We start from the raw sequence: 25115 nt of genomic DNA, 5'->3' as shown, positions 1-25115 counted from the left end.
CCGTTGGGCTTGCGCGGCAGCACGGCGGGGATATCGTGACGGAATGGATCATATGGATGTCTTCCATCGCCTTGGCGTGGCACTCGCAATTGGCCTGCTCGTCGGCGTCGAGCGAGGATGGCAGGAGCGCGATATCCGGGATGGCGGCCGAACGGCCGGCATCCGGACTTTCGGGCTGACCGGCTTTCTCGGCGGCGTCGTCGGGATACTGCAGCCCATGACCGGCCCATTCTTGCCGGCGACGATCGCAGCCCTTGTCGGCGCCTTATACATCGCCGGCAAGTGGCGTGAAGCGGAGGAAGACAAGGACTACGGCGTGACGTCGATCGTCGCGGCTCTCCTGGTCTTTGCGCTCGGCGTTCTTGCCGCCGTTGGCGATGTAATTACCGCCGCTGCGGGCGCCGTGGCCATGACGGTGGTTCTGGCGGCGCGACACAGCCTGCACGGCTTCGTCCAGTGGCTGACCTGGCCGGAGTTGCGCTCGGCACTGATGCTGCTCGCCATGACAGTGGTCGTGCTGCCGCTGCTGCCGGACAAGACGCTCGACCCCTGGGGAGCAATCAATCCCTTTTCGCTCTGGCTGCTGACCATTACGATCGCGGCACTCTCCTTTGCCGGCTACGTTGCCATCAGGCTGATGGGCACGAACCGCGGCGTATTACTCGCTGGTGCCGCGGGCGGTCTTGTCTCGTCGACTGCGCTGACGCTTTCCTTTGCGCGATATTCCAGAGAGGCGCCGCAGGGGTCGCGCCACCTGGCAGCCGGAGCGGCCATCGCCGGCGCCCTGTCTTTCGCGCGCGTGCTCGTCATTGGCAGCGCATTGGCGCCGGATCTGCTCGTCCCGCTCGCGTCGGGCCTCGTACCGGCCATCGTCGGATTTCTTGCTTTAGGTTTTCTCTGGGTTTCTCGTCCCCGGCCATCAACGGATCTGCCCGGGCCATCAACAGGCGTGCCGGAGATCACGTTGAAGAACCCGTTCGAAATACAGACGGTCCTTTCCTTCGCACTTCTGCTCGGGCTCATCAGCCTGCTGTCGAAGGTCGCGATCACCTATCTGGGAGCCACGGCACTTTTCGCGGTGGCCGCGATCTCCGGCCTGGTCGATGTGGACGCGATTACATTGTCGACAGCACGGCTTGCCGGCACCACGATAAACTTGACGACCGCTGCCGGCGTCATTCTGCTCGGCGTCGCCGTCAACATGGTGACCAAGGTGGTGCTGGGACTCACTGCAGGCAGCCGGGGATACGGGCTTGCACTTGCGCAGGCGTCTGCCATCTCGGTCGCACTTGGGGCCGTCGGCTACCTGTCCTACTTTGCCTTCCTGCCAGGATAGACTGCGCCCTGCGCCCTGAAATCGATGTTCACGACCGCAGACCGGAGGCTTTGTTCCGCCAAGAACGGCGGCCGCAATGCCGTCCACTCGGAGTTTCCGTATCGGCCAAAGGCGCACGCGTCAGGGCGTAGCCATGAGGTGACCGATGTCGACGGGCAGCATTTTCTTGTAGAGCGCGATTGCGGCCCGTCCGTCCTCCTCGCCGAGCGAAATCGAGTATCGCACGGCTGCGGCAAGCAGATGCATCATCATCCGGGCAATCGCAAGAAGCTCTTCCGGCCGGCACTTCGGCCAGAGTTTGATCAGTACGTCGAACAGCCTCTGGGAATGGAATTCCATGTCCTCGGCATCGACCTGCTGCAGCACCCTGTCGGCCTGGGTGGCGTTCCAGATGTCCCGCATGACCGGCTCGCTGCGGAAAAAGTCATAGTACTGATCGACGATGCTGCAGAGCGCCTGCCGCAGCAGCTCGGCACTCGACACATTGGCCAGCTCCGCCTCGACGCAGCGCCTGCCCTGCTCGTTGAAGCGCTCGGCAAGGGTTCGGATGATCGAACTCTTGTCCGGGAAATACTGATAGAGGGCGCCGAAGGACAATTCGGCCCGCTCGACGATTTCGCTCATCTTCAGCGCGTCGCTGCCATTCTCCTCGATGAGCTCGGTTGCGACCGAGAGGATCTTTTCGAAACGATCGCGGCCACGCTGCTGCTTCGGGATCCGCCGCGGCTGACCGGTCGCTTCCAACTGTTTTTTTCGCCCGCCTGCGGCCTGCTCCGGCATCCGACACTCCATTTTTCGGTTGACGAACAAAATAAGAGAGTTTATCTCATTTTGCAAATGAGAGATTTTCTCTTGTTTCGACAAAGGGAGTACTCAGATGCAGAATTCCGAAATCATCCTTGTCGGCGGCGCCGGAAAGACCGGCAACCGCGTCGCGCTGCGGCTGGCGGAGCGCGGCATCGGGCACCGCTTCGCCTCGCGTTCCAGCAAGCGCCCGTTCGATTGGCAGGATCGGCCTACATGGCGCAGTGCCCTTGCAGGCGCGACCGGCGCCTACGTCACCTTTCAACCCGACCTTTCCGTCGCATGGGCCGCCGAGGCGATCGGCGCCCTTGCCCGCACGGCGCTCGACTGCGGGCTGCAGCACATCGTGCTGCTGTCCGGTCGCGGTGAAGAGGGTGCGCAACGAAGCGAGGAAGCCCTGAAAGCATCGGGGATCGGTTACACCGTCCTGCGCGCCTCCTGGTTCTGCCAGAATTTCAGCGAGGGCGCCTTTGCGGAGTCGATCGCGGCCGGAGAGCTTGCCCTTCCGGCAGGCGAGGTGAAGGAACCGTTCATCGACGCCGACGATATCGCCGACGCCGCCGTTGTCGCATTGACCGATCGTCGGCATGTCGGAATGACCTACGAGTTGACCGGCCCTCGCTCGATCACCTTCCGCGAGGCTGTCGCCGAGATCGCCGAGGCATCCGGCAGGACGGTCGCCTACCGGCAGACATCGATCGGCGATTTCAAGGCGGGGCTGGCCGCAGCCGGCCTACCGCAGGGAACGATCGACCTGCTCGAAGAGCTCTTCAGCCAGGTGCTCGACGGGCGCAATTCGCAAGTCATGAACGGCACGCCGGACATTCTTGGCCGCCCGGCCAAAGACTTCGGCGCATACGCCGAGGAAGCCGCGGCTGCCGGCGCCTGGGGGGCATGACCATGACGACCGTTCTCATCATCGTTCTGATAGCGGCCGCAATCGGCAGCGGCCTGGTTGCAGGAATCTTCTTCGCCTTTTCGACCTTTGTGATGACGGCGTTTTCGCGTCTTCCGGCAGAACAGGGCATTGCCGCGATGAACTCGATCAACGTGACGATCGTGCGCTCGCCCTTCATGCTGCTCTTCGTCCCGACTGCGGTCCTATGCCTCGCGATCGCCGTGCTTGCCTTCCTGACCTGGCGTGGGGGCACCAACATCTGGATGCTCGCAGGTGCTGCACTCTATCTGTTCGCCTCATTCGCTTCGACCATCGTCTTCAACGTGCCGATGAACGATGCGCTTGCGAAGGTCGGCGGCGGCGGACCCGAAGCGACGACCCTGTGGGCGACCTATCTGAAGGATTGGACATGGTGGAACCATGTTCGCACGGTGGCTTCCCTCCTCGCCTCCGTCGCCTTCGTCCGCGCACTGATGCTTCTCTGACGGAAAGGCGGGAGGGTACGGAACCCTCCCGCGACTGCGCTTACGGCCGTTCGCAGAAGGTCACGCGGTTGTTGAACGGATCGATGACTTCCATTTCGAGCCCCCATGGTGCCTCGCTGACCCCCGGCTTCATGTAGCGGTACTGCTTTGCAGCGAGCTCCGCCTGGAAGGCACGCACGCCGGTCACCGGCACGAAGGCCCTGGCGCCAGGGCTGGCGTCACCCGAATGCTCGCTCAGATGCAGCAGCATGCCGCTGCGGGAGACTTGGCAATAGAGGGGAAAATGGTCCCCGAAGCGATGTTCCCAATCCAGCGAGAAGCCAAGAAAGCCGCAATAGAATTCCTTCGCCTTGTCGACGTCGAAGATCCGGAAGATGGGGATCGGCGGCTGGATGGCAATGGCGGGCGGCACGGCCTCTGCCTCCTCGAGCCTGGCCGAGAGGATATTCCGCTGGTCGAAGCCGAACTGGCGGGCAACGAGTTCCAGGGCTTCGCTGTGGGTGAGTGCCACGTCACGGCTGGCAAGAGCCTGCCGCAGCGTCTTCGCCATGAGCTTGGCGTCGCGAAAATCGCGCATGATGCATTCCTTCCGTTGGCGGCAAACAGGACGATCAGTGCCCGCGTCTGCTGACCCGTTCGCCATCAATCGCCAAACGGCAAGGGATGTGAAGGATATCCGTGGATGCATTCACCATAGCGCTCTCGCGCCGCGGGGCGGCTGGCCGCATCCGGCCGATGGCAAACCTATGGGAGGAAAGGCGTTCGATCAAGAGCCTGTTCGCACAGTCTCGACGGGCACCGCGTGAAGATAGCCGGACAGCTCGATACGGTTGCGGCCGGTTCGTTTGGCCGCGTAGAGGGCCTTGTCCGCAGCGCTCAGCATCGCGTCGAAATGCATCGGGATCGACCGCCCTACTGCGATGCCGGCACTGACCGTGCATCGGATCACGCTCCCGTCGAGACGCGTCTCGTAGTCTTCCAAGGTTCTGCGTATGCGTTCGGCCACGAGTTCCGCGCGCCCCGGCATCACCTCCCGCAACACCAGTGCAAACTCCTCGCCGCCGAGCCGCGCGGCTATATCGCCGGTTCGGCAGTTCGCTTCCAGAAGTGCCGCGAAGACTTTCAACACATGATCGCCGACGCCGTGGCCATAGGTGTCGTTGATGGCTTTGAAGTGGTCGATGTCGAAAACCACGATCGCGGTCGTGGTGTCAATCGCTCCAGTGCCGTAGCGGTCGAACAGCGCGCGGCGGTTGAGCAGTCCGGTCAGCGGATCGGTTATCGCATCCAGCCGGTGGCGGGCAGCGATACGCCACTGCTGCAACGCAAGCGAAAGCGCGCCGATGCCGGTCATGCTGGCGATGCATACCGCAAGGCTCAGGTCCTCGGCCCAGTTTTTCGGCGCAGTGCCCAGAACAAGCTTGCCGCCGGCGATCAGGACGGCAGCACAGAGTACGAAGGACACTGCCGTTACCGAATAGAGCAGGGCAATTGCGGTGAGCGGCGCGGGCGCCTCGTCGCGCGCCAGCCAATACTGATAGGCAATGGCAAAAAGAGCGGCGGCAATCATCGAATTTTCAGCGATGAAGGCAGCGCCGTCGTAGCCCGTGATCATCGGCGGAACCGACAGCAACATGGCGACGATCGCCCATGCCGCAGTCGCCAAGGCGGGAAAGCGACCGGTGCGAAACTGGTATCCCGCTCCCCATCCCATGGCAAAGGCCGAATGGAAAAGGACATATGCAACAACGCCGATCCACCGCTCCGGCCTATCGATGTAGAGGCCAGACACGACTATACCGCCCACGATCAGCAGCAGTGCGAAAGCGCAGCTCAGCAGGAAGGTCTCGGTGCGCCGCCCGAACCAGCTGCCGAACAGCGTTGCTGCAAGACAACCTGCAGAAACCGCCAGCGCTATCAAAAGGGAGTCATAATCAAGCGTCATGCTCTAAAACCCAGCGGCGCCTGCCGCAGCCCTCAACCGGCTCACAGCGTAGCTGCGGGACTATGACGAATGTCTTATCCGTTTTGTTAAAAATGACGGCTTCTAAGCAATATATGCTACGGCGATACAAGCGACATGCCGCGTCAGGTCGACGCGACAATATAGATTAGAATATAGCAAGATATTCCTTAGCGTTGAACGTCCCAATGCAGCGGGAACATTGGATCAAAAACAGTTACGGAGCCCGCTCCCGTTTCAATTCTGGCCGGAAAGGAAACAGGACCTGTCCGTTTGACGAGCGTTACTGTCTCTTCGTTGACAGGAAGGCCGTACCAGGCCGGGCCATTCAGGGATGCGAAGGCTTCAAGCTTGTCAAGCGCACCGTCCTGCTCGAAAACATGGGCGAGGCAGCTCATCGTGTTGATCGACGTATAGATGCCGGCGCATCCGCAGGCACATTCCTTCAGCGGATCGACATGCGGTGCGGAATCCGTTCCCAGGAAGAAGCGGGGATCGCCGCTGGTGGCCGCGGCACGCAGAGCCAACCGGTGATTCTCCCGCTTGGCGACTGGCAGGCAATAATAGTGCGGCCGGATGCCGCCGACGAGGATTGCGTTGCGGTTGATGATCAGGTGATGCGTGGTGATCGAGCCGGCGAGATTGGCCTTGGCCGACCTGATATAGTCGATACCGTCGCTGGTGGTCACGTGCTCCATCGTCACCTTCAGCTCCGGCAGGCGCTTGCGCAACGGATCAAGAACCGTGTCGATGAAGGCGGCTTCCCGGTCGAAGATATCGACCTCCGGCGTCGTGACCTCCCCATGCACGCAGAGAGGAAGGCCGATTTTGGCCATGCGCTCCAGCACGGGCATTGCCTTTTCGATATCCCGAACACCGCCGTGAGAGTTGGTGGTGGCGCCGGCCGGATAGAGCTTGACCGCGGTGATCAAGCCGCTTCTTTTTCCGGCTTCGACATCGTCGGGATCGGTGTGCTCCGTGAGATACAGCGTCATCAGCGGCTGGAACCGATCGCCCTTCGGCAGAGCCGCCACGATGCGGTCGCGGTAGGCCGCGGCATCCGTGGTGGTGACGACAGGCGGCACGAGGTTCGGCATGATGATGGCGCGGGCGAAATCACGGCTGGTATCGCCGATGACGCCCTCCAGCATGGCGCCGTCGCGCAGGTGCAGGTGCCAGTCATCGGGTCGACGGATGGTGATCGATTGCATGGCGGCCTCCGGAGCGATGTGTTCCGGGTGTCGATACCACCAACCGCGCCGCAAAAACAATCGCTAAGCGATGTCCAGCGTCACATCGGCCGGGCGGCGGTTACCAAGGATCAATCGTCCGTTCGGAAGATCGTTGCCGTAGACCTTGGCGCTCGCGGCCTCTTCGGTCAGCTTGTAACCGCGCCAGCGCGCCCAAAGGCGCTCTTCGAGCACCTCGATCGGAGGCGCAAGCATGATCGAGTAGTCGAACACGCCGTCCAGTTCGGCCCACTTACCCTGGTCGAAGAGCAGGTAGTTGCCCTCGACGATGATGAAGCGGTGATCCGGAGAAACGGCGCGCGCGGACGCGATGGCGATTTCGCGCGAACGGTCGAACACAGGCACAAGCACTTCCTGGTCGGCGAGCTGTACGGCACGAATGATGTCGAGAAAGCCGCGCACGTCGAAGCTTTCCGGGATGCCCTTGCGCGCCAGCATACCGCGCTCGATCAGGATGGCGTTGTCCATGTGAAAGCCGTCCATCGGCAGAACTTCGGCGGTCTGGCCGCTCGCCCGCAGGATGCCGGCGAGGGTGTCGGCCATGGTGGATTTGCCGGAACCCGGCGGACCGGCAATCGCCACCAGAAAACGCTTCGCATCGCCGGCACGTGCGACGACGTCGCCGGCGATTTCCTTTATCCTCTCGCTCATGCGGCAACCGTCTCCGTGGGCGCCGCCTTGGCGCCGGTCATGAACGCGACGGCATCCGACATCGTATATTCCTTCGGATCGATCACCGTGAGGCGCCGTCCCAACCGGTGGATGTGAATGCGGTCCGCCACCTCGAAGACGTGCGGCATGTTGTGCGAGATCAGCACGATCGGAATACCACGCGAGCGTACGTCGAGGATCAGTTCCAGAACCTTGCGGCTTTCCTTCACGCCGAGCGCGGCCGTCGGTTCGTCAAGGATGATGACTTTGGAACCGAACGCGGCGGCGCGCGCGACCGCGACACCCTGACGCTGGCCGCCGGAGAGGGTTTCGACGGCCTGGTTGATGTTCTGGATGGTCATCAGCCCGAGTTCGGACAGCTTGGTTCGCGCTCGCTTTTCCATCGTCGGTCGATCCAGCATCCGGAACACGCTGCCGAGCACGCCGGGCTTCCTGATCTCGCGACCGAGGAACATGTTGTCGGCGATCGATAGCGCTGGAGAGAGCGCCAGATTCTGGTAGACGGTTTCGATGCCGGCGTCCCGCGCTTCCATGGGCGAGCGGAAGTTGACCTGCTTGCCCTCGAGGCTGATCTCGCCTTCATCCGGCGTGACCGCGCCCGATATTGCCTTGATCAGCGATGACTTGCCTGCGCCGTTGTCGCCGATGACCGCCAGGATTTCGCCGGGATAAAGGTCGAAATCCGCGTTGTCCAACGCTGTGACGCGTCCGTAGCGCTTGACCAGACCGCGCGCAAAGAGAATGGGTTCGTTTGCCATGGGTTACACCGACACCTTTCTGATCCACTGGTCGATTGCGACCGCGGCGATGATGAGTACGCCGGTCAACAGCACCTTCCATTGCGGATCCGCGCCCAGCATGTTGAGGCCCATCGACACGACGCCGACGATCATCGCGCCGAACAGCGTGCCCAGGATGGAACCGCGGCCGCCGAAGAGCGAGATACCCCCGATCACGGTCGCGGTGATGGCCTGAAGGTTGTAGTCGGTGACGGCAGAGGACGGTGAGATCGAGCCGTTGCGGCCGATCGACACCCAGGCGGCAAAGGCAGCGATGACGCCGGAAATCGTATAGACGGTCAACAGCACACTCTTCGTCTGGATACCCGAGAGCTTTGCGGCTTCCGGGTCGTCGCCGACCGCATAGACGTGCCTGCCCCAGGCCGTGTGATTGAGGATGTACCAGAGCGCCAGCACCAGCAGCACCATGGCGATGACGCCGAGCGTCAATACCGCGCTGCCGACCCGAAAGCTGAACGCGAACAAATGCAGCAGCGGCGCCTGCGCATCGACATCGGTATCGCGGATCGTCTCGTTTGCCGAATAGATGAAGTTCGTCGCCATGACTATATTCCAGGTGCCGAGCGTCACGATGAACGGCGGCAGCCGCATGTAGGCGACGAGGAACCCGTTGAGAACACCACAGAGGCCGCCGACCACCAGACCCGCAAGCACTGCGAGCGGAGTCGGTATGCCATAGGTCACCGCGGCGTTGCCCATGACGACAGCGGAAATTACCATGATCACGCCGATCGAGAGGTCGATGCCGGCGGTCAGAATGACCAGTGTCTGGGCTGCGCCGAGAATGCCGACGATGGCGATCTGCTGCAGGATGAGCGTCAGCGTGTAGGACGAAAAGAACCGCCCTCCGATCGCGATGCCGAAGATGATGATAGCCAGCACCAGCACGATCAGCGGTATAGCCGCCGGGGTCGAATGCAGGAAATGCTGTGCCCGCTTCAAAAGCGAGACGTTCTGGTGCTCGAACGACGCAACGCTCTTGTCGCTGCCATCAAGGACCTTTTCGAATTCCTGTGCTCCGGTCACTTTGGTCACTTTTTCCTCCTCGCCTTCGCGCCGAACCGCGCGCGGAAGCCACTGCCGATCTCATTCCGGTCTTCTTACGCCGGTTCGTCTGGCAACAGCCCATCGTCCGTCGAAAACGGCCGGGGATCAAGCCCCGGCCGGTCTTCCGGTTAAATCGCGAGGCTTAGCCCCAGCACTTGTCCGTTCCGTCCTTGGTGTCGATCGACTTGACGCCGGAAACCGGCTTGTCGGTGACGAGCGAGACACCGGTGTCGAAGAAGGACTTGCCTTCGGTCGGCTTCGGCTTCTCACCGCCGTCGGCGAACTTCTTGATCGCCTCGACGCCGAGAGCGGCCATCATCAGCGGGTATTGCTGCGAGGTCGCACCGATGACGCCTTCGGTAACGGACTTGACGCCCGGGCATCCGCCGTCAACGGAAACGATCAACACGTTCTTTTCCATGCCGACGGCCTTCAGCGCCTGGTAGGCACCCACGGCAGCCGGTTCGTTGATCGTGTGGATGACGTTGATGCTCGGATCTTTCTGGAGAAGGTTCTCCATGGCCTTGCGGCCGCCTTCTTCGTTGCCGTTGGTCACGTCATGACCGACGATACGCGCATCGTCCTCGTCGCCGATCTTGTTCGGATCCTTGGGATCGATGCCGAAGCCGATCATGAAGCCCTGGTCGCGCAGAACGTCGACGGTCGGCTGCGATGGCGTCAGGTCAAGGAAGCCGATCTTCGCATCCTTGGCCTTGTCGCCCATGGTTTCCTTGGCCCACTGACCGATCAACTTGCCGGCCAGCAGATTGTCCGTGGCAAAGGTTGCATCGGCGGCATCGGCAGGATCGAGCGGAGTGTCGAGCGCGATGACCAGAAGGCCGGCGTCGCGGGCTTTCTTGACAGTCGGTACGATCCCCTTGGTGTCGGACGCCGTGATCAGAATACCCTTGGCACCGTCGGCGATGCAGCTTTCAATGGCCGCAACCTGGGTTTCGCTGTCGCCGTCGATCTTGCCGGCGTAGGACTTCAGCGTGACGCCGAGTTCTTTCGCCTTGGCCGTCGCACCTTCCTTCATCTTGACGAAGAAGGGGTTCGTGTCGGTCTTGGTGATGAGGCAGGCGGATACATCCGCGGCCATTGCCGGAGCCGAGAAGGCGACGCCGAGCGCCAGCGCACCGAGCGCTGCAGAGAGAACGGATTTCTTCATTTACTCCTCCCAGAGTGTAGCCGGCATGTCCCATGACAAGACCGGAATTGACTGACCCGGTGGCCGGCGATGGCCGCCTCCAAGCCGTTTCGTGCTGTTGACAGCGCTAATTAAGAGCAAAAGATTTTGGCTTGTCAATAAATAAATCCAATTGAATTATTAATTCGGTATGGCATGCTCATCGAAAATCGGGCATAGGCCGATAAACGGGAGGAGTGGCCAATGTCGTCCATAGGGGGTCCGGTTCAAACGCCGGCCCAGCTGCCTATTCTCAGTCCGGCGGGCGGCGCGAACCAGATCAGGGTACGCGCCTACAACGAACGATTGGTGCTGTCGCTGGTACGCCTCTACGACTCGCAGTCGAAGGCGGATATCGCGCGCCGTACCGGCCTTTCGGCACAGACGGTTTCCGTGATCATGCGGGCGCTCGAGAAAGAGGGGCTGCTCTCCCGCGGAGAGCCTGTTCGCGGACGCGTCGGCCAGCCCTCCATCCCAATGCGGCTCAATCCCGATGCCGTCTACTCCTTCGGCGTGAAGATGGGCCGGCGCAGCGCCGATCTCGTGCTGATGGATTTCGTCGGCCGCATCCGGATGCAGAAGCGACAGATCTACGCCTACCCGCTGCCGGAAGAGTTCCTGGACTTCATCACCTCAGGCATCAACGAACTGGAAAGCCGGCTCGATCCCGAACAGCGCAGCCGTATCGCCGGCGTCGGCCTCGCCGCGCCCTTCGAACTCTGGAACTGGGAGGAAGAAGTCGGATCGCCGAAGGGGGCGATGGACGTCTGGCGCGATGTCGATCTGCAGACCGAGGTTGCAGCACGCGTGCCCTACCCCGTGTTCCTGCAGAACGATGCGACCAGCGCTTGCGGCGCGGAGCTGGTATTCGGCGTCGGACCGTCCTATCCCGATTTCGTCTACTTCTTCATCGGCTCCTTCATCGGCGGCGGCATCGTCCTCAACTCCGCGATCTTTTCCGGGCGTACGGGCACGGCCGGCGCGATCGGCCCCCTGCCCGTCCGCGGCAAGAACGGAGAGACCCTGCAGCTGCTGGAGGTCGCCTCCATCTTCGTGCTCGAGAACATGCTGCGCGAGCGCGGGATCGACCCGCAGCCGCTGTGGTATTCCGCCGACGACTGGATCGATTTCGGCGAGCCGCTCGAGGAATGGATACAGGACACGGCAAAAGCGCTGGCGCAGGCGATCGTTGCCGCCGCCTCCATCATCGACTTCAGCGCAGCCGTCATCGACGGCGGCTTCCCCGACTGGGTGCGCGAACGGCTGGTCAGGGCGACGATCGCCGAGGCGGACAAGCTCGATCTTCAAGGCGTGGTCATGCCCGACATCATCGAAGGGGCGGTGGGATCGCAGGCGCGTGCCATCGGCGGTGCGAGCCTGCCGATCTTTGCGCGCTATCTCACCGATCAGAACGTACTCTTCAAGGAGGTCGAGAATGCTGAAGGGACTTAACCCGCTGCTCGGTCCGGAGCTGCTTTCGACCCTGCGTGGCATGGGGCACGGAGACGAAATCGCCATCGTCGACGGCAACTACCCCGGCGTCGAGCATGCGCGGCGGCTGATCCGGCTGGACGGCCACGGCATCGTGGCCGTGCTCGACGCCGTTCTCAGCGTGCTGCCGATCGACGATTTCGTTCCGGACGCTATCTTCCGCTCCACGGTGAAGGCAGACCGGGACAAGCTCGACCCGGTGCATGAGGAAATGATCGACTGCTGCGCCCGCCACGAGCCGCATCGGCAGGTGGTGCCGCTCATCGGGCAGGAGTTCTACGGCCGCGTGCGCGCCGCCCATGCGATCATCCAGACCGGCGAACCGCGGCTTTACGCCAACATCATCCTGCGCAAGGGCGTGATCTATCCGCGCACGGACGACCACGCTCAGCCCAAGGGGGAGGTCGACCCATTCGTCTACTAAGCCTCAGATCTCTCCCGCGGACGGACCCCAGACGTCGGTCAGTGCAAAGCCGGCGGGATGCGGATCGAAGGGATCGAGCGCAACCTGCGACAGGCCGAAGGTAAAGCCGCGGCCGGTGATCGTCGGCACGACCGCGGGCCTTCCGGCAACCGTCGTCTCCGCCAGCAGGCCGACTTCGAATTCGGAATCGATGATCGACCGCGACTTGAAGATGTCGCCGACCTTTGCCTTGCCGCGTGCATGCAGTGCTGCCAGGTTGGCCGAATTGCCGGTGCCGCAAGGCGAGCGATCGGCCCGGCCGGGCCACATGGTGGTGCAGGTTCGCACGGTCCCGTCGGCTTCGACGTCGCGAAACATGACATAAGCGACACCCGAAATCGCCGGAATTTCGGGGTGAACGACCTTGGTGATGCGATTGATCTGCTCTTTCAGGATCATGCCGGCCTGGACCAGCGCGGCCGCATTCGCCTTTTCGATCGTCAGGTTGATCTGACCGACATCCACCAGCGCATAGAAGATGCCGCCGTAGCAAAGATCGGCCTTGATCTTTCCCCATTGCGGCGTGTCGATTTCGACGTCCAATTCGTGAACGAAGGACGGCACCATGGTCAGTTTCACCTTTTCGCAGCGCCCGTCGCGGCAGGTCGCCGTCGCCCGGACGAGGCCGGCCGCGGTTTCGAGCGTGACGATGGTTTCAGGCTCCTGCATCTCGACGATACCTGCCTCGAGCAGGGCCGTGGTCACGCAGATCGAATTCGAACCCGAACTCGCATGCGCCTGATCCGGCTGCAGGATGACGAAGGCAGCGTCGGCATCCGGGTGCTTCGGCGGAAGCAGAAGATTGACAGAGCCGATCGGCGCGCCGCGCGGCTCCAGGCACAGGAAACGACGCAGCTCCTGGCCTTTCGGATCGGCGTTCAACCAACTCAGCTGTTCTGCGACGGTATTGCCGGGAATCTTCGGAACGCCGCCGATCGCGACCTTTCCGATTTCACCTTCGGCATGAACGTCCAGCAGCTGGATCGTGCGCTTCCATCTCATCGGTCAACTCCAGGCATGAATGACGCGCGATGCGAGAACGCGCTTCCGAAACGAGGCATGTATGGGCCTCCTAGTAGCGGTCGATGCGAAACGGCTTCACGTCGACGGTGGGCCTCTTGCCCGTGACCATATCGGCGATCAGCTGCGCTGTCGTCGCCGAATAGGTGAGGCCGAGATGGCCGTGGCCGGTCGCATACCAGACACCCTGCATCTTCGAGGAGGGCGAGATGATCGGGATCGTATCGGGCAGCGCCGGACGATGTCCCATCCACTCCGACGTTTCCTCGACCTTCAGATCGGGGATCGCGCGCCGCGCATGGCGAACCAGCACGCGCGCGCGCCGGAAGTCCGGCGCCGCATCAAGACCGGCGAGTTCGACATTGCCGCCGACCCGGATCCCGCCCGCGGTCGGCGTGATCATGAAGGCGCGATGGGGCCAGATCACCGAATAGCGCATCGATACGCCTGGCTTCATGATCTGCGTGTGGTAGCCACGCTCGGTTTCCAGCGGAATAGGCTCACCGAGCTTTTCAGCGAGAACGCGGGTGTGGACGCCGGCCGCGAGAATCACGCTGTCGGCGCTGACGCGCTCCCCGTTGTCGAGCAACACGACCGCAGTGCCATCGCCGCTCTTCTCGATGTTGCGGACGGCACCGGAGACGAAGGTAGCGCCGTGGGCGCGGGCGCAGTCGGCAAGCCTGACGACCAGGTCGTAGGGGTCGCGGATCGACTTGTTGTCGGGCAGCAGCACAGCCTTGGCAATCGACGGCGAAAGCGCCGGTTCCAGCGCGCGCAGGTCGCCGCCGCTCACCACGTCGAAATCGAAACCGTAGCGCCGCATCAGGTCGATATGGCCACGGTCGGCCGCAAATTCAGCCTCGGTTTCGTAGATGGCGAGGCAGCCTTCTTCCGTCATCAGTTCAGGAGCGTCGATCGCCGAGAGCATCGCGCGAAAATCGGAAAGCGCATTGCGGGAGAGGCTCATGCCCGCGTCCTCGATCTCGCGCAGCCGAGATGGCCGGCCCGCAGCGAGAAACCGCAGGAACCACGGCAAAATCTTGACGGCATAGGCGGGACGCAGCCAGACCGGGCCTTCCGGATCCAGCAGCCAGGCGGGCATCTTGCGCCATGTCGTTGGGCCCGATCCCGCGGCGAAATCGAGCGCGATACTCGCCATGTTGCCGTAGGAGGTACCCCGCCCTGGCTCCCCCTTGTCAATCAGGGTCACCTGCAGGCCCCGGCTTTGGAGTTCGAAGGCGATCGCCGCCCCGACTACGCCCGCACCGACAACCGCGACCGTCTGTTTCTTCTGTTCCACCATGTCATCGCCCATCGCGGTGGCGGACTCAGCCACCGTCACATCTCTGATATATCAGATTGATGGTCGTTGCCTACCCGGAATTTTACTGCGTGGCCCCCCTGCTCCGCCGCTGTCGCGAACGGCGGCGCAAACACGACGGCGAAACCGGCGGGAGCGGATAGGCAGCCAAGCATTGGAGCAGAACAGAAAAAAGCCCGGTGCGGGAGGAGGTGCACCGGGCTCTTGATCCTGACTGACAACTGGGAGGAGGAGTGTTGCCAGTCCGATGAAGGAGCGCTGGGAGGAGGAGTGCGCTGCCTTCGAGATGATTAATAGCCAATTGTTTCGATCAGGAATAGGGGGATTACCGCAATGCAGCAATGCAAAAAACGCATTGCTTTGCCGCCATGCTTTTCGTTGAAGCCTCATTTTGCAGCAATTTTGGTCAAACGATCAAGGAATTAGGCAAAATGCGCCCGCCTGCAGTCGACCTACTCCTGTTGCGTGCCTTCATCGACCTGGTTCGACAGTTGGCGCCCTCCTACAAGCGGTTCGCGTCAATAGCGCGGGCAACGCGGCGGACGGGAATCGCTGGACGGTCTGAAACTGTCGTCGCAGAACGGTTCGCGCTGATAGCTGCGCTGAACGGTGACCGGCGCTCCGAAGGCTGCCGGCGGATACCAATATCCGTCGCGACAGCGGCTGTAGCCGGCGCGTTGCGCGCGCGATCCGCGGTAGCCGTTGAGATAGCCGGCATTCTGGGACGCGATCTCGACGATATCGGACCTGGGCCTCGCGACATCGGCGATCACCGGCGCGGCCTCAGCCGGGCCAATCGCCAGGATTGCGATCGCGCACATTGTCGTCTTCGAAGGTAACCGCATGATCCACCCCGCTGGTCTCATGCGTTTTAAATGGTTCACAACCGCAGTACGCCCATGAGACCGCAGCAGCATCACCGACAATTGAACGGCCCTGTCGCACTGGCCTGCACAAGAAAGGCGGCCGAAGCCGCCTCCCCTCGTGGATGGCAGCGCGATCAATAGCCGTTGTCGCACGGCATGCTGCCGTCGCCGTTGGTGCCGCCAAAGGTGCTTTGGCAATAGGTCTGCCTATGCATCGGCACTGCGGTTGCCGGGCGCGTGCCGATCGATCCCGTCGTGCCGGTATCGACGCCGAAGGCTGCGAGCGGGTACCAGTAGCCGTCGGAGTGGCGGCGCATTTCCGGACGCTCGGTGCGCGACCCCTGATATCCATGCCAATAGCCCACATGTGGCTTGTACTGCACCATTTCGATGTTCGCGGAGGTTGAAAGAGGAACGGGCTGCACGGGCGCAGCCTGCGTTGGAGCGAAGCAGGAAAGTGCGACGAGTGCACCGAGCGGCAAGGCAGTCGAAGCAAAGCTGAAGATTTTCATGATAAACCCTCCTTCCGGATTTACAGGAGGAAAATGCTGTCTCCGCTTGTAAATTTCCACGATCACACGCGACCTCGAGCACTCGTGATCGGAGGCGATTGCGCGTGATGAGAGAACAGCCGGCGGGTCTACCGGTCGTAGGCGCGGTAGCCCTGGCTGGAAATGCAGGTCACGTACTGGCGATGGGCTGCCGCTGTTGCCTGCTGCTCCTCGTTGGCTAGGTCGATCGGATATCGGCCCATCTGCGCGCGCAACTCATATTGCTTGCGGGCTTCGCGATACATGAAGTTCCCATCCCTCGTGCAGATATTGTGGGCAATACCCGGTGGATTGAGCGGCGGATCGGTCAAGGCAATGGGGACAAGGGTGGGCGCGTCGGCGACGCAGCCGGCAAGCACGGCGAGCCCCGCTCCAAGTGCAAGCGCCCGAACCATCTTACTCAGCATGCATTCCCTCCGGCGCTGCACCACGACGTTGCCTGCCCCAGCGGACGGCAAGGCGCCACCATCGCCGCACAACATTGCGCCAGGCTAGCGCGGGCGCCGTCCGGCGGCTGAACCGGGCAAGCCTGCGTTGGGCACCTAATGCAAGGATGCAAGCTCTTGCGCAAACGACGCGTCCGTTGCGGACGTGATCCTGATACCGGCAACCAAGCACATTCCTGACATGTCGCATCATGCTGATTTTCAACAACGACAGAGACAATCATCGTTGGGGCCGGAAGATGTCCCGATCAAAAATGGCTAGGAAAGAAAATGGCGCACCCGAAGAGATTCGAACTCCTGACCCCCAGATTCGTAGTCTGGTGCTCTATCCAGCTGAGCTACGGGTGCGTAACCGGAAGCGGCTGTACCGCTTGGTTGGCGGTTCTCTAAAGGGTCCTTTGGGGGAATGCAATAGGGTTTCTGAAAAAATCGGAAGATTGATGCCGGAGCTGCCTCGATGCGGAAATTACTTCACTTTTCAATGTGGCTGCGACCGCGGTAGTCATCCAACGAAACCGGGCGATCCGGAATTTCGATGCGAAACTGCGTTCCGACAGAGGGTTTTTCCACAAGAGCGATCGTTCCGCCGTGGGCCAGCACAAGCTCGCGCGCAATCGCCAGCCCGAGCCCCGTGCCGCCGGAGCGCGCCGAGCCCCGGAAGGCAGCAAAGAGGTTCTGCCTGGCTTTTTCAGGCATGCCCGGGCCCGTATCGTCGACCGTTATGCTGACGACGCTTCCCACCCGCTGGGCCGATATGGTGATGCGTCTGGCGCCTGCCTGATCGCCTTGCCCGGTCGTCGCCGTCAGGGCCTGCAGCGCGTTGCGGCAGAGGTTGTGGATGACACGGAAGAGCTGCTCGTTGTCGGCATCGACCTCGATATCCGGGCCGATCTGCTCGACGAATTCGACACCGCTTTGTGCGTCGATCGCCAGCATGTCCTTGACGTCCTCGACCAGCGCGGAGAGTTGCAGCCTGCGCCGGCGCGGCGCGGATTCGCTGGCCTGACCATAGGACAGCACCTCTGTCGTATAGCCGACGGCACGGTCGATCGTACGCAGCAGCTTCGGTGCGAAGCGCTTGACCAGGGGATCGTCGACATCGACGAGCCGGTCCGACATCAGCTGCGCCGAGGCGAGGATGTTTCGCATGTCGTGATTGATCTTGGAGACGGCGAGGCCGAGGGCGGCAAGATTCTTCTGCTGCTTCAGCGTTTTCTGCAGTTCCGTCTGCATGGCAGTCAGATGCCTTCCGGCAACGGCGAGCTCATCGCGCCCGCCATCGTCGACGAAAACGTTGCCGGGGTTTTCCGGATCGGCGGAAAACTGCTGCATGCTGCCGGTCAGCCTGCGGATCGGACGGATCAGAATGCGGTTGATGGCGAAGAACACGAGCGTCGCGGTGAAAAGCGAGATCAGGATCGACAACAGAAAGACGTTGCGCGAATAGACGAGCATCGCGTTGCGCAGATACTTGTCCTTCATCACCACTTCGACGCCGGTATTGGTATCCTGCACGGGGCCGTAGACGCGGATCATGCGGTTGCCGCCGAAGATCAGGGTGTCGAGCGCATCGCGGATCGCGGTCACCGCCGGCACGTCGGTGAGGTCGTACTGCTCGTCGACGGAGGTCGGCATGTCGGCGGTCGCGAGGAGCCGCGATGTGCCGTCCTTGCGCAGCACGATCGCCTTGGTGCCGGTCGCCTCCAGCGTTTCCTTCTGCAGGGCGCGCGGAAGTTCCACCGGCTGCAGGCCATCGATGACGATGGCGGCGGCGGCGGCGGCGTTCAACCTCTCGTCCAGCCAGCGCAGACGCATGCTGGCGACCGATGGAAAGAAGATCAGCACTTCGGCAAGCATGATGCAGACGACCGTCAGCCAGAGAAGTTTGCCGGAGAGCCCGCTGAACTTGCCGGAGCCACTGCACGCGGCGGCGGCCTCGGAGGCCGGCGTCGGGGTTTCAGCAAGATTGTCGCCTTGATCCTGGGCTCGCATCGTCTCTTGTCCGCTCGGCGACTGGCGCTATGCCAAGCCTCTATACTAGACCATAAGAGCGCGCTTTCAAATCTCCGCGAGCAGAGGCATGTCGCCGCAACGAAAAACGCCGCCCGGAGGCGGCGTTTTCAGTGTCGGTTCGACTGGGATCAGAACTCTTCCCAGCTCTGATCGGCGACGGCGGCGTTGCCGTTGAAGGCACGCGCCACCGTACCCATGGCGCGGCGGGCCGGAGAGGCGACGGCGCGATGCTCCTGGTGGCGAGCAACGGCAATGGGCGCTGCCGGCGCGTTGGACACCTTGAAGCGGGAGATGAGGCGCACGAGACCATCGGCCTCGCCGGAGAGCTTGTGCGTCGCGGCAGAGGTTTCTTCCACCATCGCGGCGTTCTGCTGGGTTACCTGGTCCATCTGGTTGACGGCGGTGTTGACTTCCTTGAGGCCGGTCGCCTGTTCCTTGGCGGCAGTCGCGATCGAATGGATATGATCGTTGATCGCGTTGACGCGCCGTTCGATCTGCGACAGCGCTTCACCGGTCGCCTGGACCAGCTTGACGCCGACCTGCACCTCGTCGCCGGACTTGGTGATGAGACCCTTGATGTCCTTGGCGGCAGTTGCGGAACGCTGGGCCAGCTCGCGCACTTCCTGAGCGACGACGGCAAAGCCCTTGCCGGCTTCGCCGGCGCGCGCTGCCTCGACGCCGGCGTTCAGCGCCAGAAGGTTGGTCTGGAAGGCGATCTCGTCGATCACGTTGATGATCTGGCTGATTTCCCTCGAAGCCTGCTCGATGCGGCCCATGGCATCGACGGCATTGCGGACGACGATACCCGACTTGCCGGCATCGTCCTTGGCTTCGGACACCATGACACTGGCTTCCTGAGCGCGTTCCGTCGAGTTGTTGACGACGGCGGTAATCTCGTCGAGCGCTGCGGAGGTCTCCTCAAGCGCGGCGGCCTGCTGTTCGGTGCGCTTGGAAAGGTCGTCACTGGCCGCACGCAGTTCGTTGGTGTTGCCGTGGAACCCTTCGGCGGTCTCGCGAACCTCGCGCATCGTCGACTGCAGGGTCGCGAAGGTGCTGTTGACGTTCTGCTGCAGCTCGGCGAAGGCGCCCTGGAAATTGCCGCGCATCGTCTGCGTGAGATCGCCTTCCGAGAGGCTGGCGATAACGCGACGGGTTTCGCCGACGCCGCCATCGACGCTCGACAGCAGGTGATTGATGTTGCCGGCGAACTGGTTGAGGTTTGCGTCGCCATAATCCTTGTCGATCCGGCGGCTGAAATCGCCTGCGGCGGCAGCGGCAACGACGACCGACATGCTGGATTGCAGATCGTCGCTCTTGGCACGCATGGCGGCCTCCTGCGCATTCATGCGGCGCACGGCCAGGCCGTTTTCCTTGAAGACCGCGACGGCAGCGGCCATCTCGCCGATTTCATCCTGGCGGCCGGCAAAGGGCACGTCGGCATCGAAGTTGCCATCGGCGACTTCCTTGATCGCGTCGGTGACCTTCTTGATCGGGCGGCTGAGCTGGATGGTGCCGATGTAGAAGCCCATGCCTATTCCAACGGCAATACCGACGGCGGTGATGCCGAGGACCAGCCAGAGGATCGAGGCGCGCGAGGTCTCGACCAGCAGGTTGACCGCATCGAGGGTCGCCTTGTCGGTCGCAACGACCGCGTCGATCTCGGCCTGGAAGGCCTTGCGGTTTGCGCGGTTGGCATCGTTGTTGCCCTGTTCGTTGGCCGCCTGAGGATTGACCTCGGTACCAAGACGCGCGGTCTCAGCGCGGAAGGCGCGGAATTCCTTGGCGCGAGCGGTCAGCTTTTTGAAGGCGTCCTTCTGCTCTGCCGGGACCAGCGGCGCCCAGGAGGCGATTACCTTGTCAATCTGGTCGAGATCGGTCAGCAGACCCTTGGCGAAAGCCCCCGCTTCCTTCGTCGACGGCGCACCATAGATACCGCGGGCCTCCATGACCGTGGCGGTCACGAAACGGTTCAGCCGCTCGCCGGCATAGGCGCGCTCAGCGGCGTCCTCGTAGGCCGAGAGATTCTGGTCGTATTGATGCACTGCCCACAATGCCGTCGCACCGATCAGCAGCGCGACGCCGCACATGGCCGAGACGAGTAGATTGATCTTACCGCGAATTTTCAAAGGATGACCCCCCGGAACTGATGACGCGCCGGGAAAGCTATCCGGCTGATAGCTAAATTTGGCCTAAATAAATTAACGTGAGATTTCTGATGCTTGGTCGCGGCACTACAAAAAATTACCCGTACTTAGTCATTGGCACGTCATTTTTTGCGCCCAGTGGGACGGACGGCGCCCGAAGATGCGCGGATCGGTTGAAACCGGAGAATAAATTCACGCAGACCAAAGATCTGCCCCCAGCCACAAACCTTAACGGGCCGGCGGCATTCTGACGTGAAATTTGGCAAATCCGGAAAATCCGGGCGATAATTGACTTTCGCGACCTTCATCCGTATAAGCCGCCGCACGTCCGGTCATACAAGGCTTTTGATAGCCTCGCCCGTTCGAAAAACAACGCTCCTTGCTTTATGCAAATTCAAGAAGGGCCGCACTCCGCGGTGTTTAAAATAAATGAAGCGTACCTACCAACCATCTAAGCTTGTTCGCAAGCGCCGTCACGGTTTCCGTGCACGTATGGCTACCAAGGGCGGCCGCAAGGTCATCGTTGCTCGCCGCGGCCGCGGCCGCAAGCGTCTTTCGGCTTAAGCCGGAATTGCCCGATAAGATGGCGGGCGAATTGACGACGAAAGAACCCAAAAACACTGCCGGGCGGCTGAAAAGCCGCCCGCAGTTTCTTGCTGTTCGCAATGGCGAAAAACGCAGAGGCGGCTTCTTCCTACTCGAGGTCCTCGATCGGAAAGAACCCGAGACCGAAGCCCGCGTCGGCTTCACCGTCACCAAGAAACACGGCAACTCGGTCGAACGAAACCGCATGAGACGGCGCCTTAAAGAGGCAGTGCGACTTCATGCAGGGTTTGCAATGCAGCCCGGACACGACTATGTGGTTGTCGCGCGAAGGGACGTGCTCAAAGCATCCTTCACAGAATTAGCCGCAGAGCTCAAAGCTCGCGTCGAGACAAAGCCGAAACACAAGCGGTCCGGAGACGGCCGCCCCAGGAACGTATGATGCAAAACAACCGCAACTACTTCATTGCGATCGCCCTCTCCGTGCTGATCGTTCTCGGGTGGCAATTCCTGTACATGAACCCGCGCATCGAGGCTCAGCGCAAGGCCGAGCTTGCCCAGAAGGCGCAGCAGCACACCGAGCAAACGCAGACGCCGGCCGCCGGCGGCGCGACGACCGCGCAGACGAACGGCGCGGCCCCGACCGGCCAGGCGCCGGCCACGACCACGCTTGCCGATGCACTCGCCAAGAACCCGCGCGTGGCGATCGACACCCCGGCGCTTTCCGGCTCCATCAATCTTGCGGGCGCTCGCCTCGACGACCTGAAGCTCAAGGGCTACCACGAGACCGTGGACGATTCGAGCCCGATCATCACCCTCTTCAGCCCGTCCGAAACCAAGGATGGCTACTTTGCCGAGCTCGGCTACATCGGCGACGAGGCCACCGGCAGCGTTCCGGGCCCCTCCACCGTGTGGACCGCGCCGGAAGGCGCGAAGCTGACGGAGAAGGCGCCGGTCACGCTGACCTACACCAACGACAAGGGCATTACGTTTGCCCGCACGATCTCCGTCGACGAGCACTACATGTTCACCGTCACGGACAAGGTCACCAATGCCGGCCAGGCCCCAGCGGCGCTGTCCTCCTACGGTCGTGTGACGCGCTACAACAAGCCGGCGGTCGCCAGCACCTACGTACTGCACGAAGGCTTCATCGGCGTCATCGGCGACAGCCTCATCGAGAGCAAGTATGCTGCCGTCGAGAAGGAAGCCGTCGCGCCGGCCACGGCAACAGGCGGCTGGCTCGGGATCACCGACAAGTACTGGGCGGCGGCGATCATTCCGCCGCAGCAGACGGCCTATGACGCGCGCTTCAGCCACTTCACCGACGGCCAGCCGCGCTTCCAGGCGGATTACAAGCAGAACGCGGTCACCGTTGCGCCCGGCCAGTCGGTCGAGCTCAAGAACCTCGTCTTTGCCGGCGCCAAGGAAGTTCCCGTCATCGACGGTTACGAGAAGACCTATTCGATCCCGAAATTCGACCGCCTGATCGACTGGGGCTGGTTCTACTTCCTGACGAAGCCGATGTTCCGGCTGATGGACTTCTTCTTCCGCTACTTCGGCAACTTCGGCGTGGCGATCCTGATGACGACCATTGTCGTCAAGGCGCTGTTCTTCCCGCTTGCCAGCAAGCAGTACGCGTCGATGGCGAACATGAAACGCGTGCAGCCGAAGATGGAAGAGCTGAAGGCCAAGTTCGGCGACGACAGGATGGCCCTGCAGCAGGCGACGATGCAGCTCTACAAGGAAGAGAAGATCAATCCGATCGCCGGATGCTGGCCGATCGCGCTGCAGATTCCGATCTTTTTCTCGCTCTACAAGGTGATCTACATCACCATCGAGATGCGCCACGCACCGTTCTTCGGCTGGATCCAGGACCTTTCGGCGCCCGATCCGACCTCCTTCATCAACCTCTTCGGCCTGCTGCCGTTTGCGGCTCCGACCTTCCTGCATCTCGGCGTCTGGCCGCTGATCATGGGTGTGACGATGTTCGTGCAGATGCGCATGAACCCGACGCCGCCGGATCCGACGCAGGCGATGATCTTCAACTGGATGCCGCTGGTCTTCACCTTCATGCTGGCAAGCTTCCCAGCCGGCCTCGTCATCTACTGGGCCTGGAACAACACCCTCTCGGTGATCCAGCAGGGAGTGATCATGCGTCGCCATGGCGTGAAGATCGAGCTCTTCGACAATCTGAAGGGCCTGTTCCGACGAAAGCCGGCTCCGACGGAAAAATGACGAAAGCCCCGCTTCGGCGGGGCTTTCTCTTTTCCGCCCACCGGTTGACAAAATCACCCGAAACCTGAATGCCATACGTTCACTGGATTTGGACGCGCTGGAAAAGGCCGAATGACCGATAACAACGACAAGCCGCTCTTCGGGCGCCCGTGGATCTTCATCCGTGGCGTGCCTTCCCTGAAATTCCTGCCGCCGGAGGGGCCGCTGGAAGTGGCGTTCGCCGGCCGCTCGAATGTCGGCAAGTCGTCGCTGATCAACGCGCTCGTCGGCCACAAGGGGCTGGCGCGCACGTCCAACACGCCAGGGCGCACGCAGGAGCTCAACTACTTCGTGCCAGAGGGTTATTCCGGCGAAGGCGGCGATCTGCCGCCGATGGCGCTGGTCGACATGCCGGGCTACGGCTATGCGCAGGCGCCGAAGGAGCATGTGGACGCGTGGACCAAGCTGGTGTTAGATTACCTGCGCGGCCGCGCGACGCTGAAGCGGGTCTACGTGCTGATCGACAGCCGCCATGGGATCAAGAAGAACGACGACGAGGTGCTGGACCTGCTCGACAAAGCCGCCGTCTCCTACCAGGTCGTGCTGACCAAGACCGACAAGATCAAGCCGCCTGCGGTTATACAGCTGCTCGCCGACACGGCTGAAAAGATCAAGAAGCGGCCGGCCGCCTATCCGGCCATCGTCGCCACCTCCTCCGAAAAGAGCGAGGGGCTGGACGATCTGCGCGAAGCGATCGCGCAGACCGTCGGCATCGCCAACTGGAAGTGAAAGAGGCGCCCCGGGGTGGAATGGGGCGCCCCTAAAGCCGCCTGAACTCGATTACATCTTCGGCAGCAGAACCTTGTCGACGACGTGGATGACGCCGTTCGACTGCTTTACGTCGGCGATGGTTACATGCGCCACGCCGCCGCTCTCGTCGGTGAGCGTGATCTTGCCCATGCTTTCCTTGGCCTTGAGCACGCAGCCGCCGACCGTCTTGATGTCGTGCTCGCCGCCGTCATCCTTGATCATCTTGGCGACCGTCTTGGACATCGCGTCGGCCGCAACGACGTGGCAGGTGAGTATCCTGGTCAGCTTGGCCTTGTTCTCCGGCTTCAGCAGCGTATCGACCGTGCCGGCCGGGAGTGCCGCGAAGGCTTCGTTGGTCGGTGCGAAGACGGTAAACGGCCCCTTGCCCTCCAGCGTCGAGACAAGACCGGCCGCCTTGACGGCGGCGACCAGTGTCGTGTGATCCTTCGAATTCACCGCGTTCTCGACGATATTCTTCGTCGGATACATTGCGGCGCCGCCAACCATGGGGTTTTTGGCCTGCGCAGCGAAAGCGAGTGCGGACACGGCAGTTGCAAGCGCGATGGTGCGCAGTGCGGACTTGATCATGATTGTTCTCCTCTTGCGTCCGCTTGCAGATCGCTGGCCGAATGCCTGGGCGCCTCACGGACATGAGGATCTACGAAGCGACGGCAGGAAGAGTTTCAGCGAAACGTTCTAGCACTACTTTGGCAGAATGTATTTTGGCGATCTGAAGCGGATTCTGCAGTGAGGACATCGTTCTGGGGCTGACGCTGATAGGAGGATGTTTAT

General features: G+C 62.0%; 25 protein-coding genes and 1 tRNA gene. 9 read left to right on the top strand and 17 right to left on the bottom strand.

The features are described from left to right. The first annotated feature begins 43 nt into the window (after positions 1 to 43). A complete protein-coding gene (locus ASC97_RS20355; protein WP_057470172.1) occupies positions 44 to 1336 on the top strand; it encodes an MgtC/SapB family protein in 1293 nt (430 codons plus the stop codon). Positions 1337 to 1456: 120 nt separating this feature from the next. Here the strand turns inward: ASC97_RS20355 and ASC97_RS20350 are convergent, their stop codons facing one another. Then, entirely contained in the window at positions 1457 to 2116 is a 660-nt protein-coding gene (locus ASC97_RS20350; RefSeq protein WP_057470171.1) for a TetR/AcrR family transcriptional regulator, read from the bottom strand. Between the two features lie 97 nt (positions 2117 to 2213). Here ASC97_RS20350 and ASC97_RS20345 point away from each other — a divergent pair, with 97 nt between their 5' ends. Then, the gene (locus ASC97_RS20345; RefSeq protein WP_057470170.1) at positions 2214 to 3038 is read left to right on the top strand and encodes an NmrA family NAD(P)-binding protein; all 825 of its coding nucleotides are present in this window, start codon (positions 2214 to 2216) and stop codon (positions 3036 to 3038) included. A 2-nt stretch (positions 3039 to 3040) separates the two neighbouring features. Further along, positions 3041 to 3523, top strand: coding sequence for an anthrone oxygenase family protein (locus ASC97_RS20340; RefSeq protein WP_057470207.1), 483 nt, complete (start codon positions 3041 to 3043; stop codon positions 3521 to 3523). Between the two features lie 40 nt (positions 3524 to 3563). Here ASC97_RS20340 and ASC97_RS20335 read toward each other — a convergent pair whose 3' ends face one another. From ASC97_RS20335 to ASC97_RS20305, 7 genes are all read right to left on the bottom strand, one after another. Continuing rightward, complete coding sequence (locus tag ASC97_RS20335) at positions 3564 to 4100, bottom strand: glyoxalase superfamily protein (RefSeq protein WP_057470169.1); 537 nt, start codon at positions 4098 to 4100, stop codon at positions 3564 to 3566. A 189-nt stretch (positions 4101 to 4289) separates the two neighbouring features. Next, positions 4290 to 5468 carry a GGDEF domain-containing protein gene (locus ASC97_RS20330; protein WP_057470168.1) on the bottom strand — a complete coding sequence of 393 codons (1179 nt, stop codon included), beginning with the start codon at positions 5466 to 5468 and terminating at the stop codon, positions 4290 to 4292. A gap of 188 nt (positions 5469 to 5656) precedes the next feature. Then, entirely contained in the window at positions 5657 to 6697 is a 1041-nt protein-coding gene (pyrC, locus tag ASC97_RS20325; RefSeq protein ID WP_057470167.1) for a dihydroorotase, read from the bottom strand. 63 nt (positions 6698 to 6760) lie between these two features. Further along, the gene (locus ASC97_RS20320; protein WP_057470166.1) at positions 6761 to 7387 is read right to left on the bottom strand and encodes a nucleoside triphosphate hydrolase; all 627 of its coding nucleotides are present in this window, start codon (positions 7385 to 7387) and stop codon (positions 6761 to 6763) included. Continuing rightward, entirely contained in the window at positions 7384 to 8166 is a 783-nt protein-coding gene (locus ASC97_RS20315; RefSeq protein ID WP_057470165.1) for an ATP-binding cassette domain-containing protein, read from the bottom strand. The genes ASC97_RS20320 and ASC97_RS20315 overlap by 4 nt, the downstream gene beginning before the upstream one ends. Positions 8167 to 8169: 3 nt before the next feature. Next, positions 8170 to 9234: an ABC transporter permease gene (locus ASC97_RS20310; protein WP_057470206.1), complete on the bottom strand. Its 1065-nt coding sequence runs from the start codon at positions 9232 to 9234 to the stop codon at positions 8170 to 8172. Between the two features lie 163 nt (positions 9235 to 9397). Next, a complete protein-coding gene (locus ASC97_RS20305) occupies positions 9398 to 10423 on the bottom strand; it encodes a sugar ABC transporter substrate-binding protein (protein WP_057470164.1) in 1026 nt (341 codons plus the stop codon). Between the two features lie 222 nt (positions 10424 to 10645). On the opposite strand from ASC97_RS20305, the gene ASC97_RS20300 reads away from it, so the two are divergent. Together ASC97_RS20300 and ASC97_RS20295 are read left to right on the top strand one after the other, a co-directional pair. Next, positions 10646 to 11893, top strand: coding sequence for an ROK family transcriptional regulator (locus ASC97_RS20300; RefSeq protein ID WP_057470163.1), 1248 nt, complete (start codon positions 10646 to 10648; stop codon positions 11891 to 11893). Beyond that, positions 11877 to 12356 (top strand): RbsD/FucU family protein, encoded by a 480-nt coding sequence (locus ASC97_RS20295; protein WP_057470162.1) that lies wholly within the window; start codon positions 11877 to 11879, stop codon positions 12354 to 12356. Before ASC97_RS20300 ends, ASC97_RS20295 begins: the two co-directional genes overlap by 17 nt. A 3-nt stretch (positions 12357 to 12359) precedes the next feature. Here the strand turns inward: ASC97_RS20295 and ASC97_RS20290 are convergent, their stop codons facing one another. From ASC97_RS20290 to ASC97_RS20255, 8 genes are all read right to left on the bottom strand, one after another. Further along, positions 12360 to 13397, bottom strand: a complete 1038-nt coding sequence (locus tag ASC97_RS20290; RefSeq protein WP_057470161.1) for a 4-hydroxyproline epimerase — start codon at positions 13395 to 13397, stop codon at positions 12360 to 12362. Between the two features lie 70 nt (positions 13398 to 13467). Continuing rightward, complete coding sequence (locus ASC97_RS20285) at positions 13468 to 14718, bottom strand: NAD(P)/FAD-dependent oxidoreductase (protein WP_057470205.1); 1251 nt, start codon at positions 14716 to 14718, stop codon at positions 13468 to 13470. Between the two features lie 536 nt (positions 14719 to 15254). Further along, positions 15255 to 15581, bottom strand: a complete 327-nt coding sequence (locus tag ASC97_RS20280) for a hypothetical protein (protein WP_162717941.1) — start codon at positions 15579 to 15581, stop codon at positions 15255 to 15257. 155 nt (positions 15582 to 15736) lie between these two features. Further along, the gene (locus ASC97_RS20275; protein ID WP_057470159.1) at positions 15737 to 16114 is read right to left on the bottom strand and encodes a hypothetical protein; all 378 of its coding nucleotides are present in this window, start codon (positions 16112 to 16114) and stop codon (positions 15737 to 15739) included. A 128-nt stretch (positions 16115 to 16242) separates the two neighbouring features. Beyond that, entirely contained in the window at positions 16243 to 16560 is a 318-nt protein-coding gene (locus tag ASC97_RS20270) for a hypothetical protein (protein ID WP_057470158.1), read from the bottom strand. Positions 16561 to 16870: 310 nt separating this feature from the next. After that, positions 16871 to 16947: transfer RNA gene (locus tag ASC97_RS20265), tRNA-Arg, on the bottom strand. 123 nt (positions 16948 to 17070) lie between these two features. Then, positions 17071 to 18591 carry a sensor histidine kinase gene (locus ASC97_RS20260; RefSeq protein WP_057470157.1) on the bottom strand — a complete coding sequence of 507 codons (1521 nt, stop codon included), beginning with the start codon at positions 18589 to 18591 and terminating at the stop codon, positions 17071 to 17073. Between the two features lie 149 nt (positions 18592 to 18740). Continuing rightward, the gene (locus ASC97_RS20255; RefSeq protein ID WP_200959513.1) at positions 18741 to 20738 is read right to left on the bottom strand and encodes a methyl-accepting chemotaxis protein; all 1998 of its coding nucleotides are present in this window, start codon (positions 20736 to 20738) and stop codon (positions 18741 to 18743) included. A 447-nt stretch (positions 20739 to 21185) separates the two neighbouring features. On the opposite strand from ASC97_RS20255, the gene rpmH reads away from it, so the two are divergent. The 4 genes from rpmH to yihA all read left to right on the top strand — a co-directional run bounded on the left by rpmH (position 21186) and on the right by yihA (position 24302). Next, a complete protein-coding gene (gene rpmH / locus ASC97_RS33195; RefSeq protein ID WP_065689331.1) occupies positions 21186 to 21320 on the top strand; it encodes a 50S ribosomal protein L34 in 135 nt (44 codons plus the stop codon). Positions 21321 to 21339: 19 nt separating this feature from the next. Further along, entirely contained in the window at positions 21340 to 21741 is a 402-nt protein-coding gene (gene rnpA / locus ASC97_RS20250) for a ribonuclease P protein component (protein ID WP_057470204.1), read from the top strand. Next, entirely contained in the window at positions 21741 to 23534 is a 1794-nt protein-coding gene (yidC, locus tag ASC97_RS20245) for a membrane protein insertase YidC (RefSeq protein WP_057470155.1), read from the top strand. The genes rnpA and yidC overlap by 1 nt, the downstream gene beginning before the upstream one ends. 111 nt (positions 23535 to 23645) lie before the next feature. Next, complete coding sequence (gene yihA / locus ASC97_RS20240) at positions 23646 to 24302, top strand: ribosome biogenesis GTP-binding protein YihA/YsxC (RefSeq protein WP_057470154.1); 657 nt, start codon at positions 23646 to 23648, stop codon at positions 24300 to 24302. A 51-nt stretch (positions 24303 to 24353) separates the two neighbouring features. Here yihA and ASC97_RS20235 read toward each other — a convergent pair whose 3' ends face one another. After that, positions 24354 to 24911, bottom strand: a complete 558-nt coding sequence (locus ASC97_RS20235; RefSeq protein ID WP_057470153.1) for a fasciclin domain-containing protein — start codon at positions 24909 to 24911, stop codon at positions 24354 to 24356. Between the last annotated feature and the right edge of the window lie 204 nt (positions 24912 to 25115).

The organism is Rhizobium sp. Root1203, from assembly GCF_001424945.1.
Classification (GTDB): domain Bacteria; phylum Pseudomonadota; class Alphaproteobacteria; order Rhizobiales; family Rhizobiaceae; genus Rhizobium.
Note: the sequence above shows the minus strand (reverse complement) of the source record. Positions and strands in the feature narration are given on the sequence as shown.